Genomic DNA, 14,250 nt, shown 5'->3' with positions numbered 1-14,250 from the left:
TCACAGCGTCGACTTGCGTGCAGATCTGGGAGACTTAGAAACGAACCAGATTATTGACATTGACAGGCAAACCCGTGGCGATGGCGCGATTGGCAGCAATACCCGTCAGAATGGATCTGGCACCGTCCACGTGGTTAGCAGCACGATGGAACGGATCTTCAACAGGCTCTCCAAACAGATCATTCAGCAGAACCGGGTCACCTCCGCCATGTCCACCTGCTTTCTCTTCCACTTCAACCTCATATGGCGCATCAAACATCGGAAGAACACGCAACGTTTTACCGATTAATGCACCTTCCTTACTTTTGTCACCCAATGAATTGACATAAGATTGCTCCACAATGTTCATCTCAATCCGGCCTTTGGTGCCATTAATGGCAATGCGGTAACCTTCCCATGGCTGGTAGGCAACGAGGGAGTACGTCAGAATGGCTTTGTTCCGATACTTCACAAGTACGCCCATCGTATCCTCAATGTTGATGCCGTCCCCAAATACGCTCTGATCGCGCTGGTAACCATCTTCCGATTCGGCATCCAGATACATGGACTTCATATGTGCGTCTGAATCCAAATGCAGTGCAAAAGGATCATCCTTTGCGATCGGGTTGCCGGTTGCCCGATTGTAGAACTGCGTTACACCGCGATCTTCTGCATTTTCTCTGCCGTAATACATCAGATCACCAAATGCAAACACGGTATCCGGTTGCGAACCAATCCAGAAATTCACCAAGTCGAAGTGGTGGGTGGATTTGTGCACAAGCAGTCCGCCGCTATTACGCTTGTCCCGATGCCAACGGCGGAAATAATCTGCCCCGTGGCGGGTATTCAGCAGCCATTCGAAGTGAACGGAAGTGACTTTCCCAATGGTATCATTCAGAATAAGTTCCCGAATCTTAGTATGGTGCGGTGCATAACGGTAGTTAAAGGTGACTCTGACGTTCTGGCCAGTGCGCTTGACGGCATCCAGAATCTCCTGACATTTCTCCTCATCAATGGTCATCGGTTTCTCGGTGACAACGTCACAACCCAGTTCCATCGCACGAATGATATACTTGTGATGGGTGCGGTCAACACTCGTTACGATGACATAGTCAGGTTTCTCGTTCTCAATCATCTGATCAAACTGATCTGCAGGATAAGTGGGTACCTCAGGATACTCGTACTTTTCCTTCAATAGTTGATTCGCGTAGTTCATGCGGACTTGATTTATATCACAAAAGCCGACAAGCTCGGATGTATCCCTATAATCCCGGGTCAAAGCACCATAAAAAAATTCGGCGCGGCCGCCGGTTCCGACTAATACATAACGTTTCTTGTTACTCATGTCTATCGCCTCCTTGAATATAGCTCTAGACTATAACAAGGGAGTACTTCTTTCGCCGCATTTTATGCGTAACCGCTTTCAAATGCCGCATATTTTGCTATAATTTATGGAAAGGAGAGAGGGCGACATGACAGAACCTTTTCGTGCAGATTTTCATGATCCCACGGATTTGCTGCACATCGAATATGATCGTCGCATTGGATACTTCTCTATGACGGATGACCATCTGCATGATCATTATGAGTTGTATTATCTGTTGTCTGGCGAGCGTATTTATTTCATCAAGGACCGGACTTATCGGGTAAAGGCTGGCGATCTGGTGTTTGTTGACCGCAATACGGTTCACAAGACATTGGAGAGCGGTATGCCCGACCATGAGCGGATGGTGCTGTATTTGAAGCCGGAGCTTTTCGCTGCCATGTCGATTTCACCTGACTTCGTTGAAGAATTGAAGGAACCCTTCTGCTGGGAGATTCCCATCGTAAGGTTTCCATCTCAAGTCACTGATGTTCTAGAACGGATGGTTAGCGAAATGGTGGATGAAATGCTTCGTCCCCAACCGGGAAGCAACCTGTTGCTTCGTCACCGGGCTATTGAATTGTTGCTGCATGCCTATCGGAATCAACACCTGGGCAGGTTATGCTCCGATGATCGTGAGCCGGTTCTTCATCCCAAGACACAGGCAGTTGTACGTTACCTGAATGAGAACTATCAGAAACCACTGACATTACCGGAGGTGGCGGGCATGTTTCGCATTAGTCCGCATTATCTGAGTCGATTGTTCAAACAAACAACGGGATTTACCTTCAGTGATTATCTGAATCTGTTACGGGTGAAGGAAGCACAGCGTTTGCTGCGAGAAAGTGAGGAATCCATTACAGACATCGCCTGGCTTGCGGGATTCAGTAACTTCTCTCATTTTGGCAAGATGTTCAAACGTACCGTTCAGGTATCACCAAGAGTTTATAGGCAGGAATACAAGGAATCGGGTTCCGTGAGGACCGTAAAAGAGGGAGAGAATATACGATGATTGAAGCAAGATTAAATGAACTGGGGATCATTTTGCCACAGGCCAGTGCCCCCGCAGCGAAATATGCCAATGCCGTTATTGTGAATGGAATTATGTATGTATCGGGGAAAGGACCGGATACCTCCGAACGTGGCAAACTGGGATCAGACTTCACAACAGAGCAGGGGTATGATTTTGCCCGGAATGCTGGACTGGAGGTGCTTGCTGTCGTTCGAGATGTGTTGGGTTCACTGGATCGGGTGAAGAGAGTGGTTAAAGTGCAGGGATTCATTAATGCGTCCGCTTCGTATCAGGAGCACCATAAAGTGCTGAATGGATTCTCGGATCTGATGATGGAGGTATTCGGGGATCAGGGGGTACACGCCCGTTCAGTATTCGGAGCAGTGTCCGTAAGGGATAATTTGCCGCTGATCATTGATTCCATATTTCAGGTAGAGGAGTAGATATATCGATGACTGAATCGTCTTCATTTAATCCAATTATGCTAACGATACCCGAGAGCTTCCATACGGAACGCCTCACGATTCGAGCACCGCAGTGGGGGGATGGCGCAGCCGTTAATGAAGCGGTCCGTGAGAGTGCGGAGCAGCTGCGGTTGTGGTTGCCTTTTGCCGAGAAGATCCCGTCATTGGAAGAGTCTGAAATGACCGTGCGCAAAGCAAGGCTGCAATATCTGGAACGTACCGACATGATTTTACATTTGCGTGATAGACATACGGATGAATTCTTAGGCAGCAGCGGGTTACATCGCATTGACTGGAATGCCCGCTGTTTTGAGATCGGTTACTGGATTCGAACATTGCGAGCTGGTGAGGGTTTGATGACAGAAGCGGTGAGAGGCATTGAGCAATTCGCCATTACTCATCTGGAGGCGAACCGGCTGGAGATCCGCTGTGATGCCCGCAATGTGCGAAGTGCCAAAGTTGCCGAACGAGCGGGTTATACACTGGAAGGTATATTGCGCAAGATGCGGCGGGACAGCACAGGTACGCTGGTCGATTGTATGGTTTTTTCAAAAGTCAGAGGCAGTGAGTTCTATTAAGGGGAGGATAGATATGGAGCGAATTGGTCAGGGAAGAACTGCGGAAATCTATGCGTATTCGAACGAGCACATTATGAAGTTATATCGAATGGATTTTCCTCACGAAGCCGTCCAGAATGAATTTAGAATAAGTGAGTTGGCATTCAAAAAAGGACTCCCCGTCCCACAGGCAGTATCCTTGATAGAACATACTACGTCGCGAGCAGGCATTGTTTTTGAGCGAATCCAGGGGATTACCCTGTTATCACTTATCGTTCAGCAACCGGAGTTACTAGAGCAGCTGGCGTTTAAAATGGCTGACTGCCATTACAGACTTCATTGCGAGCGAGATGATGAAGGGACACTCCCCTTACAGAAGCAGATTTTATCGGGAGCGATCCACAATGTTCGATTATTGTCGGAGGACGATCAAGCGCGAGTCCTTTCTTACTTAACAACATTTCCTGATCAACAACAGATCTGTCATGGCGATTTTCACCCTGATAATGTTATGCTCAGTGAGGCTGGCGATCAATACTGGGTCATCGATTGGATGACTGGTATGTCGGGTGATCCTGCGGGTGATGTGGCTCGAAGCTGGGTAATATTAATGAGTGCCACATTGCCAGAAGATACAGAGCCAGTTATACGAATGGGTTTTGAAAAGGCTCGTGAATCGCTGGTCGAATTTTACATCCATCATTATATGCAACTTTCCGGGATTACACGTGAAGCAATAGAGTCATGGATGCTGCCAGTTGCTGCCGCGCGTCTTGACGAGGATTTGCCCGCTCAAGAGGTGGAACAGCTGCTCAAGTTTGTTCAGGAACGAATTCGTCGGTTAGACGAATCTGATCATTTTATATAAAAGGGTAGAGAAAGAGAGGGGAGTATTCATGCTGCATTCATTAAAGGCTATACAATCATACAAGTCAGGTAACACGCCGGAAGCGCAGCAGCTATGGCTGCAACTGCTGGCAGCAGCAGAGAAGCCCCATATTAACCTCGAACGCATTCATTCCATTGCCGAACTTGAGGGAACAAATCCGGTGCTGGATTACACCGAGCGTACACTGCATGTGCTGGAGAAACTTCAGGTTTCTTTTTGGGTGCGAGAAATTCTGGAGGACGTATTAATCTGGTCAGAGACGGCGAAGGCCGGATCACGGGAGCAGCGGCGGGTATGGCAAAAGCAGAGCGTTAACTTGTTTGTACACAATGTGGGGTCCGCTCAGTTATATGATCTATACGCTGGAGCAGAGCACCTGGATAATGACATCGGTAAGACCAAGGAGACGAGTATAGATCAACCTGGATCTCCGAGTGGTGCTCTAAGCAACAATGCGGATATAAGCGAGCATGCTGCGCTGACTTCACACACACCAAGGCATGAGATTATACGAACTCTAATTGCTACGCATGGACTTATTGGTCAATACATACGCGGCGAGATTCCATTTGCCGAGAATGCTTCGCTCCACGCCTTGATCGTCAAAGGGTGGCTTACTACAGATGAATTGCACACCATACTGATGGCATTAAATGAGTGCATTATTGCAGGTGTTGATCCAGCGTTATGGAATCAGGTTCAGGCTGAGGTACAGCGAATTGTAGGCTGGATTATCGCTGGACCAGATCATGAAGACTGGAGCGTGAAGGAACGTTTATCCCGCTTAAGAAGTTCATCCATTCGGCAGGGAGAAGCTATGGATACGGCTTACGCCAAGCTCCAAACGGAACTGGATGTAGAACAGGCGCTGGCTCCACTCGCTCATCGCACATTATGGTATGTGGAATCGGCCATGCAGGATTTTTCGTTGCAGGAGATGGTGAAAGTGTTCCTGTTGACGCTTCGCAGCGAGAGCATGCATCCAACATCCATGGAGAGTCGATCTGAAATCGTTCGCCATATCAGCTTCGAACCATTGATGAATACGATGTATTACGATTACAAGGGCGTCAAGAAGCTCAATATTTACAAGAAACGAATGATTGAAAAATATTTGGAACAGTATTCGTGGGAACAGATTGTGTCAGGAGAGCAGATCGTCTATCCCCATCTAACCCATCGCATTGAGCGTCATGCGGATCTGCCGGATACATTATTCGTGACCTTTGAATTTTCTCCAGCGGCTGAGAAGCTGATTGCATTCTGTATTGAAGCGGAAAAGTCGCCGTTATACGAGAAGGCTGTACTGCTGTTATTTGACCTGTTCGGATTACGCCGGGATGCCTATGACCGCTTCCACAACGAAGAGACGTATTTGTCCGATATGAACAGCTCCGGTGATTATAAAAAAGTACTGCTAGACTATATCGTTGGTAAACGAGTACTGGACATCGGTCCAGGTGGAGGAATTCTGCTGGATCTGATTGAGCAGGAAAAACCGGAAGTGGAGCCGATTGGTATCGATATCTCAGCCAATGTCATTGAAGCGCTGGAACGCAAAAAACAGCGTGAGGGACATCGCTGGCAAGTGATGAAGGGCGATGCCCTGCAACTGGAGCAATATGTGCAGCCGGGCACCGTGGATACGGTTATTTTTTCATCCATTCTGCATGAATTATATTCCTATATTGAACTGGACGGTCGAAGATTTAATTCCGACACGGTTGTAGCAGCGCTTAGAAGTTCATTCCGTGTCCTGTCACCTGGGGGACGAATTCTGATTCGGGATGGCATCATGAGTGAACCGGAGGCACAGAAGCGCCGGATTCGTTTCCTGGAACCGGATGGGATGCGCTGGCTGGAGCGGTATGCAGAGGATTTTCAGGGACGTGCAATTCAATATGAGCGGATCTCAGACAACGAGGTGGTATTGCCGATCAACGATGCGATGGAATTTCTTTACACCTATACGTGGGGCGAAGAGGCATACGTGCATGAAATTCAGGAACAATTCGGTATATTTACGCCAACAGCCTATGAAAAATGTATTCGAGAAACGCTGGGTGAACAAGCCGAGATTATCACTTTCGAGCATTTCCTTCAGGAGGGGTACACGGAGGCACTTGGTGAACGAGTTATCTTCATGAAGGAAAATGGTGACCCTGCGCCTTTGCCAGACAGCACCTGCCTGATTGTCATTGAGAAGAAAAAAGGGTTGGCGGATGGATGATGAATGAGGCCAGTACGTTTTTGTATTTTGTCAGACATGCGGATTCTCGATATGTTGAAGGACAGGAACGAGAGCGTGGACTGACAGAGCAAGGTCATCAAGATGCAGGAACGGTTGCCAGTCTGCTCCATGGGGAGCAGATTCAACTGTTCTATTCTAGCCCTTACAGGCGAGCGGTAGATACGATTCAGATTCTGGCAGATCGGTCAGGTGGAATTGTGGTGACAGAGGAAAATTTGCGTGAACGCCAGTTGTCGAGTTCAGATGTGAAGCATGATAATTTTCGTGAAGCCAAGCAGCGGTTGTACCGTGATCCTACGTATGCGTATCCAGGTGGGGAGTCTGGTGAACAGGCTCGCTCAAGGGCAGTAGCGGTGATCGAGAAAATTTTGGATAAACATGTGGGTCACAAGGTAGTCATCGGAACCCATGGAGATGTAATGACGCTTATTTTACAACATTATGACTCTTCCTACGGGTATGACTTTTGGGAGAGTACTTCAATGCCGGATATCTATAAGTTGCAGTTTGATGGAACGCGCGAGTTGGTTCAGGTCACTCGATTGTGGGAGTAACTGAGCTGTATATTAAGTAATGCATTAGCCAGGATGATAGTGGAGAAGAGGGAGTGGGACGGATGAAAATTACGCTGTTGCCTGATACATACTTTATTGAAAATCTAAGCGTATCTTCATTACAGGAGAGAATGTACTGCATATTTGATCTCGAAGGTACGGGCATTAATCCTGTGGTGGAGAGTGTGACACAATTTGGTGCGATGCATTACCAAAGAGGTCAACGATGTAATACAACATTTTCTTCACTTACACAAGCGAACAAACCAATACCAGAAGCTGTGGCGAAATTAACAGGCATTTCGAATGAGGATATGGTAGAGGCTCCTTCGTTCGTAGAAGTATTTCAGAACTTTCAGGAATTCATAGGTGATAACGTTCTTGTGACACAAGCAGGATATGAATATGACTTGCCCATCTTGAAGCGGCATTGTGATGAGTATGGTCTCCCGATGTTGATTAACCCGGTGCTGGATACAAAAGCGATGTTCACCTACATTCATCCTGAGATTACCGAGGTTGTCTCTACGGATTTTCTGATTCGGTATTACGATCTGAATACAGATGGAATTCACAGGCACAATGCTTTGGCAGATTGTGGTGTGATTGCTCGTATCTTTGAAAGTATCCTTAGCGAATATGAGGAACTTCAATTGGATCATTTTACAGCCGATCCTAATCGAATGATGAAGCGTTTTGTTATACCTGAGATGTATTTGACATGATAATGAACTGGAGGGGAGATCAATGAGCAAAACGGATGTGGAGAAGCTACTGGGGGATCTTAACGAGGGACGTATTCTGACCCAGCAGACATTCGAAGGATTGGATGTGGAAGTTTACCTTGATGAAAGGGATACCTCTGCATTTGCTGACGAGTGGATGCAATCCTTTGAACGATGGGCTCAAGCTAGCGCTGTGGCAGAAGAAGAAGTGCTGCGCACAAGCAGGGAGCAGGCGTTCAAACAAACTTTAGCTCTTACCGGCGAACCTGAGTTAGCTGGGTATGTAAGTGATGATATGGGTTTAATTGGCGCTGCACTGTTACAGGATATGGTACATGATTCATTTGTTAGTGAACTGTTGGAAAGTTATCAACAAGGTAGGTTGCCCCTGCGATAAGCGGGGGAGGGACCAACAGGCTTGTTTTCGTTTGTATAAAAAAATAGCATCAAATGTACATTGTGAGTCGGCTGAAGCATGAGTTACAATTCACCTAAGCAGTAGATGAGAATGATAATCATTATATATTATGTATAACATTCTCACGATTACATTAACAGATCATATAGGGGTGAAGGGTATCATGGTAGGTTTTATTAGAGGATTTAAAGGGTGGGCGATTACATTACTGCTCATGGGTCTAGTGATTTCAGGATGTAGTACAAATACCGCTACGAATGCGGAACAGACTCCTGCAACTAAAACTGAAAGTGCAGCTTCTGGAGAAAATACTACTGAAACCGAGACAGAGCCTGCGACACGGGTTGTACAGGATGAATTTGGAGATGTAACGATTCCGGTTCAGCCACAGCGGATTGCTGGAATATATGTGGAAGATTATCTGAAGGCGCTCGATATTACACCAGTCGTGCAGTGGTATAACCCGATGTGGGGTGTACAGGATTATTTAGGACTGGATGTTCCTCAATTTGATACTACGGGGAGTATTGAGGCTTTGTTGGAGTATGATCCGGATCTCATCATTGTAGATGGTGGGGTAGATATGGAGAAATATGAGATGTACTCCAAGGTGGCACCGACGTATCGTCTGCCTGAGAGCGTACTGCAGGATTCGAATCAAATTTTGCAAACCATCGCCGATGTTGTAGGTAAACCGGACAAGGGTGAAGAAGTTGCTGCGGCATTTGAGGCCAAGATTGCAGATGCTAAGGCGAAACTGCAGGAAGCGGTTGGAGACGAGACCGTCGCAGTTGTCCGACTGAATGTTAACGATGATACACTGGCACTGTTCGGTGTGAAAAATCGGTTCACCGGATTTATTTATTCGGAGCTTGGCCTAACACCTCATCCTCTGGTTAACAAGATGGAAGAATACCAGGAAATTCTGTCTGAAGAGGCCGTGCCGCAACTTGATGCAGATCATCTTATTGTGTTCCCTTCCAATGGAGAATGGTCATCTCCCGAGAACAAGGAAGCCTTGAAGGTACTTGATAGCAAATTGTGGAACTCCCTTCCGGCGGTTAAGAACAATCAGGTGTATATTATGGAAAGATCACATTGGCAATCAGGTGCGATTACAGCAAATTCCATGAAAATTGATGATCTCTTGGAAAAAATGACTCCATAATTGAATCAACTACTTAAAGAAAGTTCTTCAGCCAGGGTTGAAGAGCTTTCTTTTTTCGTATACACTATTTTAAATGATAATAATTCTCAGTTAAGGACGATGAACATGTGCCACACGATAATACAACTCATTCCCGAGCCCTGGCTATGCACGCTTCAGCATATGGAATACGTAGATCACCATAAATCTGATATCGATAAACGTTTGTTACATAGAATGTCATCCTCACACTCCATTTTCGTTGTAACGTCTGGGAAGGGTTCAATGGTTTGCTCAGATCGGGAATCTCATCTGGAAAAAGGAATGATTATGTTTGTTCCATCGGGAACATCCGTTAAAATAGAAAGTTCTCCTGGGACAGGAAGTGAATTGCAGTATTATAAGCTTGATCTAATGGTGGCTGAGTTGAAAGAAGATATTTCAATCCATTCGCCTACGATAATCACGACTGAGCAGCATGAATTTCTTAAAGGGATTGGGACTCAAGAAGCGCTACCTCTTATTCAGCTGAGTTACAGTCCGTGGAGTTCCTGTCTGGAAGCCTTGGAACAAATGCTGCGTCAACAGGTTACTGGCGATTGGCTGGAGCAATGGGAGATACAGCTACGTTTTCAGGAGTGGTTCCGAGCCTTGCTTCGCCAGAGTGATCCCAAAACAGAAGCACCCGATGAGCGTACGCGTCTTCAAAGTTCAATTCGTTATATTGGCGACCACTACGATCAGACCATAACCGTGGATGAGCTCGCGGCAGATATTGGTCTTACCAGAGCGAGTTATACTCGGCAATTCAAAAAAATTACAGGCAAGCTTCCACTTGATTATGTAAATACGGTTCGGCTGGAGCGCTCGAAGCAACTATTGCAACTGACGGATGATCGCATTCATGAAATTGCACAGAATGTGGGATTTAGCAGCGAGTATTATTTTGGTCGCCGTTTCAAGCAATATGCTGGTATTTCACCTGGATTGTATCGCCGTCATCACCGTCAAGAGGTTCGTGTCTTTGCCCCGTATCTGGAAGACTTTGTGTTGGCTCTTGGCGTAAAACCCGTATTGCAATGTTCGCATCATTACTGGGGCAGACAGCAATATTTGGGGTTGGATGACGTACCTGAATTTGATGTGAGCCAGAAGGATGCACAGTTTAATCTGAGCAATGTACCTGATTTTATCATGCTGGACAAGGGATATGATCGATGGAATCTGGACCGCTTCGAACAGGTAGCACCTACGTTTTACGTGGAACATCTGGGAGAAGATTGGCGCTCCATCTTGAGATCAACAGCCGATGTGTTGGGAAAAGTGAATCGGGTTCAAGATGTAATTGGTGCGTATGAGGACAAAGCATTGGAAGCTAAAAGTCGGTTATCACGTTATATGCGAGGACAAACAGTAGCTTTTTTGCGTATATCTGCATCTGACATTACTCTCTATGGGGATCAGCAGGGCTACGTTGGCCCTGTAATTTATCAAGATCTTGGACTGACTCCGCACTCCCGTGTACAGCAATGGACAAGACACGAGCGGAGGATTTTCATTGGATTGGAGCAGTTAAGTCAGCTTCATGCGGATCACTTGTTGATTACATTTGACACTGGAAATTCTGCTAAACCTGGAGATGAGCGCGAACTGCTCGAAAGGGACGAATGGAAACGCCTGCCTGCGGTGAAGAGTGGCAATGTGTATGAAGTGGATTTTATGTCGTGGATGAACTACGGTGTGATTTCTCATGGGAAGAAGATTGAGGATATATTGCGGTTTATGGCTTGAGGAATGGGAGCTAAAACTACAACAAGCTGGTTTCAATATTAAAATTCAACTTCGAATAAAACTTAAAAAATATTCTATTAATCTGATTTGCTGTATGATATAGGAAAAATGAATTGGAGAATAGACATCCTATGCAGAAAAAAATCTGGGCCTCACTTTTAGTAGTAGCTGTTATTGGAATGATTCCTGTTACAGAGGTATCGACGACTATGGTTGCCGAATCGCATGAAATTTCGGGTGAAGAACTTCCTGAAAGCTTACGATATGATTCCAACCATCCAGATATAATTTATGTAAAGGATTGTGGGGTCTACGAGAAAGTGGATTCGAGTTTAGTAGATTACGCCGAAGAAGAAATTGTGTTCGATGATTTACAAAAGGTAACAGATAAAACGAATGAATTGTTGCTTATGATGCAACTTACGTCAAAAAAGGTGAATGGGAATAGGGAATTGATTAGATTTACAACATGGGAGCGCAAGGAGAGATTTATTCTTCTTGGGCTCTTTTTTATATCCAATAAAAAAATAAAATTGCAAGAATTTAGCTGAATTTTATAGATGAGCAAGTTTATGTTTAGACATATTTTTAAGTACATATTACATTAGTAACTTATTATATTAATAGGGGGATAATAGAGTGATTGCTAAGTTTAAGAAAACAGTATTTGCGGTAGTGTTATTATGTTTAATGAGCATGAACGTAGCTATGGCAGCAAATGAAGAAGTAGTTACAGTAGAAGGGATGCAAGGAATTTCACCTCCAAAGGAAACAGTTGTAACAGTAAATGGTACATATAGTGCGAATTATGGTAAAAATTCTATTGACGGTAAGTTGGATACTCGTTGGAATTCGGGTGCAACAAAAGGAACAATTCAATATGTTTTTCCAGAGGAATTAAGTCTTAACTTTATTCAAGTCGCTGCGTATTCTAATCCTAAATCCAATAACTATTACACAGTGTACGGTCTCAAAGATGGTAAATGGATTTTGGTAAGCCCTAAAGTCGGCAGGTATGTTAATGAAACTGTTACGATAACCGACCCAGTTGCAATTACTCCGGGGGTCTACGAAGGTATCAAGATAGAAGTAGATGGAGCGGCGTCATGGGCTCATATCAATGAACTTACGATAGGTGTAGTAGAGATGATGAATCCAAATATAATTGATCTGAAAGCAACTCCTGGAAATACTCAGGTCAGCCTAAATTGGGGAGCCATAGATGGTGCAGAAAATTATATTGTGAGGTATGGGACGGAATCAGGAAAATATACTGAAACTGTTGTTGCTACAAAAGATGAAAATGGGAACTTTGTCATTCCTGCTCTTACAAACGGAACTACGTATTATTTTGTTGTAACGACTACGATTAATGGTGTTGAAACTGAATACTCCAACGAAGCACTTGCTACTCCGTATGGAGAAGAGCTCCCTAACCCAGAACCTGAAGAACCTACAACTCCGGAACAACCAGAGCAACCATCCACCAACCGTGCCATCTTGGTCGTTACCATGACAACGGGCTTGGAGAAAGAATTCGACCTAAGCATGAAAGAAGTAAATGATTTCATCGACTGGTATGAAGCCAAGCAAGCGGGAAGCGGAAAAGCTTCGTATGCCATCGATAAACACGACAACAACAAAGGGCCATTTAAGAGTCGGAAGGATTATATCCTGTTTGATCGGGTGCTGACGTTTGAGGTAAGTGAATACTAAAAATGTGAAGTTCCTTCAGCTTAGCTGAAGGGGCTTCTTTTTTGTTCACTACGATGAATTAGCGATCTAAATCCATTGACATGTGTTGAGTGTGGCGACGAAGACCTAGCGTTACGAGTAGATAAATACAGGTTAGGACAGCCGATACAGCACTGCTGATCCAGATTCGTTCAAGCCCCGAAAAAGAGGAAAGCAGCTGCAGCAAAAATTGAGCGATCCATCCCCCCAGTGTGATAAGGGGAACTGCAATGCCGTGTGGGCGCTTATGAATTAAACTCAGGAGCAGCATGGGACCAAGCATGCATCCATGCAATGATCCGAACAAATACAGGATTTGAATTGGCGTCATCGATACGGATAGGGAGATGAAGGTCGCTACAAACATGGCCATGCAAATGATGATGTTCCGGGTACGTTTTTCACCGGAGTTGGCAAAGTTGAATTGTTCCATACATAATTTCAGAACGGCTTGAAACCGGCTCATATAGGACACCGTGAACATCAGGATTAGACATATAATCAACATCCCAAACAAAACGGGTGAATGGGTAATGGACAATAGCGGATAGATCAGAGACGGGATATTTGCCAGCCCACCAGAATGAATGGAGACCATAACGAGCAGTAGAAAAGCCATTAGCACCGTAGCATACATCATGCCTGACATCATATATGCTGGCACAATTTTGGATCGTTCGATGTGAAATAGACGCTGCCAGGTAGCTGGATCAGCGATAACCTGTCCCAGACCAACCAATACACCCGTTGCGATAAAAAGCAGGGCAGAATGGTTGTCGATCACAAGCATATAAGGATGATAGAGGCGAATTCCAGAGTAAACCGGGTCAACACCTTGGCGGATAAAATAAAACAAAGGAAACATGATGGCAACGCTGAAAGTCAGAATGACTTGGGGAATAGCCAATGCATAGAGTGTCTGTAATCCAATAAAACCTGCAAGCAAAGAGCAGATGACGATAAAAGCCGTTCGCCCAGCAACTTCGGGAAGACCGAATAATTGATGAAAGAAGAATCCGGATACCATTCCTTGCAGGAGCACCGTTTCCAGAAGCAGTATCGCAAACAATCCAGTCATCAAACGAGCACCTAAAGGAGTCAGTTTGGCTGTCAGCCATTGGCTCAGTGTTACTGCGTCACCGGAGTGGCTTCTCACATATTTGCCCAGCCATCCAAATAACATCAGCGCGAGGGCTGTCGCGAGAGAGTACCCCAAAGTGCCGTACAAGCCATAACGCATCAATGCTTCAGGTGAATCTACAATATTGAGCCCGGTGAGCCATCGCCCAAGCAGCGCAATGGCTCCAAGTCCGATCCCCAGTTTGACAGGCGCCGCCAAATTGTCGCGGAAATGATTGTAACGCAT

Annotated in this window: 14 protein-coding genes; 12 read left to right on the top strand and 2 right to left on the bottom strand. The window is 45.5% G+C overall.

What is annotated here, in order from left to right; all coding sequences use genetic code 11:
• Positions 1-34: 34 nt before the first annotated feature.
• Positions 35-1,324 (bottom strand): Gfo/Idh/MocA family oxidoreductase, encoded by a 1,290-nt coding sequence (locus QVE09_RS06100; protein WP_315936134.1) that lies wholly within the window; start codon positions 1,322-1,324, stop codon positions 35-37.
• Between the two features lie 127 nt (positions 1,325-1,451).
• Between QVE09_RS06100 and QVE09_RS06095 the strand changes: the two genes are divergently transcribed.
• The 12 genes from QVE09_RS06095 (at position 1,452) to QVE09_RS06040 (ending at position 12,866) form a co-directional block, all read left to right on the top strand.
• Positions 1,452-2,354, top strand: coding sequence for an AraC family transcriptional regulator (locus tag QVE09_RS06095; RefSeq protein WP_315936133.1), 903 nt, complete (start codon positions 1,452-1,454; stop codon positions 2,352-2,354).
• Positions 2,351-2,797, top strand: a complete 447-nt coding sequence (locus QVE09_RS06090) for a RidA family protein (protein ID WP_047842646.1) — start codon at positions 2,351-2,353, stop codon at positions 2,795-2,797. Before QVE09_RS06095 ends, QVE09_RS06090 begins: the two co-directional genes overlap by 4 nt.
• 8 nt (positions 2,798-2,805) lie before the next feature.
• Complete coding sequence (locus QVE09_RS06085; protein WP_315936132.1) at positions 2,806-3,396, top strand: GNAT family N-acetyltransferase; 591 nt, start codon at positions 2,806-2,808, stop codon at positions 3,394-3,396.
• 13 nt (positions 3,397-3,409) lie between these two features.
• Positions 3,410-4,243: a phosphotransferase family protein gene (locus QVE09_RS06080; RefSeq protein ID WP_315936131.1), complete on the top strand. Its 834-nt coding sequence runs from the start codon at positions 3,410-3,412 to the stop codon at positions 4,241-4,243.
• Between the two features lie 28 nt (positions 4,244-4,271).
• A complete protein-coding gene (locus tag QVE09_RS06075; RefSeq protein ID WP_315936130.1) occupies positions 4,272-6,494 on the top strand; it encodes a class I SAM-dependent methyltransferase in 2,223 nt (740 codons plus the stop codon).
• Positions 6,491-7,069: a histidine phosphatase family protein gene (locus tag QVE09_RS06070; protein WP_315936129.1), complete on the top strand. Its 579-nt coding sequence runs from the start codon at positions 6,491-6,493 to the stop codon at positions 7,067-7,069. The genes QVE09_RS06075 and QVE09_RS06070 overlap by 4 nt, the downstream gene beginning before the upstream one ends.
• A gap of 62 nt (positions 7,070-7,131) precedes the next feature.
• On the top strand, positions 7,132-7,794 hold the full coding sequence (locus tag QVE09_RS06065; protein ID WP_315936128.1) for a 3'-5' exonuclease: 663 nt from the start codon (positions 7,132-7,134) through the stop codon (positions 7,792-7,794).
• A gap of 22 nt (positions 7,795-7,816) precedes the next feature.
• A complete protein-coding gene (locus QVE09_RS06060; RefSeq protein ID WP_315936127.1) occupies positions 7,817-8,191 on the top strand; it encodes a hypothetical protein in 375 nt (124 codons plus the stop codon).
• A 184-nt stretch (positions 8,192-8,375) separates the two neighbouring features.
• Entirely contained in the window at positions 8,376-9,380 is a 1,005-nt protein-coding gene (locus tag QVE09_RS06055; RefSeq protein WP_315936126.1) for an ABC transporter substrate-binding protein, read from the top strand.
• Positions 9,381-9,479: 99 nt separating this feature from the next.
• Entirely contained in the window at positions 9,480-11,150 is a 1,671-nt protein-coding gene (locus tag QVE09_RS06050) for a helix-turn-helix domain-containing protein (RefSeq protein WP_315936125.1), read from the top strand.
• 131 nt (positions 11,151-11,281) lie between these two features.
• Positions 11,282-11,701: a hypothetical protein gene (locus tag QVE09_RS06045; protein ID WP_315936124.1), complete on the top strand. Its 420-nt coding sequence runs from the start codon at positions 11,282-11,284 to the stop codon at positions 11,699-11,701.
• 88 nt (positions 11,702-11,789) lie between these two features.
• On the top strand, positions 11,790-12,866 hold the full coding sequence (locus QVE09_RS06040; protein ID WP_315936123.1) for a fibronectin type III domain-containing protein: 1,077 nt from the start codon (positions 11,790-11,792) through the stop codon (positions 12,864-12,866).
• A gap of 58 nt (positions 12,867-12,924) precedes the next feature.
• On the opposite strand, the gene QVE09_RS06035 is transcribed toward QVE09_RS06040, so the two are convergent.
• Positions 12,925-14,250, bottom strand: coding sequence for an SLC5/6 family protein (locus QVE09_RS06035; protein ID WP_315936122.1), 1,326 nt, complete (start codon positions 14,248-14,250; stop codon positions 12,925-12,927).

Source organism: Paenibacillus sp. ClWae2A, assembly GCF_032452295.1.
In the GTDB taxonomy this organism is placed as follows: domain Bacteria; phylum Bacillota; class Bacilli; order Paenibacillales; family Paenibacillaceae; genus Paenibacillus.
The sequence above is the reverse complement of the archived record's forward strand: the minus strand, read 5'-3'. Positions and strand labels throughout refer to the sequence as shown.

What these genes read in the sequence shown, in the direction of transcription:
- QVE09_RS06100 (WP_315936134.1), bottom strand. Translation starts at nt 1,324, where the DNA reads ATGAGTAACAAGAAACGTTATGTATTAGTCGGAACCGGCGGCCGCGCC.
- QVE09_RS06095 (WP_315936133.1), top strand. Translation starts at nt 1,452, where the DNA reads ATGACAGAACCTTTTCGTGCAGATTTTCATGATCCCACGGATTTGCTG.
- QVE09_RS06090 (WP_047842646.1), top strand. Translation starts at nt 2,351, where the DNA reads ATGATTGAAGCAAGATTAAATGAACTGGGGATCATTTTGCCACAGGCC.
- QVE09_RS06085 (WP_315936132.1), top strand. Translation starts at nt 2,806, where the DNA reads ATGACTGAATCGTCTTCATTTAATCCAATTATGCTAACGATACCCGAG.
- QVE09_RS06080 (WP_315936131.1), top strand. Translation starts at nt 3,410, where the DNA reads ATGGAGCGAATTGGTCAGGGAAGAACTGCGGAAATCTATGCGTATTCG.
- QVE09_RS06075 (WP_315936130.1), top strand. Translation starts at nt 4,272, where the DNA reads ATGCTGCATTCATTAAAGGCTATACAATCATACAAGTCAGGTAACACG.
- QVE09_RS06070 (WP_315936129.1), top strand. Translation starts at nt 6,491, where the DNA reads ATGATGAATGAGGCCAGTACGTTTTTGTATTTTGTCAGACATGCGGAT.
- QVE09_RS06065 (WP_315936128.1), top strand. Translation starts at nt 7,132, where the DNA reads ATGAAAATTACGCTGTTGCCTGATACATACTTTATTGAAAATCTAAGC.
- QVE09_RS06060 (WP_315936127.1), top strand. Translation starts at nt 7,817, where the DNA reads ATGAGCAAAACGGATGTGGAGAAGCTACTGGGGGATCTTAACGAGGGA.
- QVE09_RS06055 (WP_315936126.1), top strand. Translation starts at nt 8,376, where the DNA reads ATGGTAGGTTTTATTAGAGGATTTAAAGGGTGGGCGATTACATTACTG.
- QVE09_RS06050 (WP_315936125.1), top strand. Translation starts at nt 9,480, where the DNA reads ATGAACATGTGCCACACGATAATACAACTCATTCCCGAGCCCTGGCTA.
- QVE09_RS06045 (WP_315936124.1), top strand. Translation starts at nt 11,282, where the DNA reads ATGCAGAAAAAAATCTGGGCCTCACTTTTAGTAGTAGCTGTTATTGGA.
- QVE09_RS06035 (WP_315936122.1), bottom strand. Translation starts at nt 14,250, where the DNA reads ATGCGTTACAATCATTTCCGCGACAATTTGGCGGCGCCTGTCAAACTG.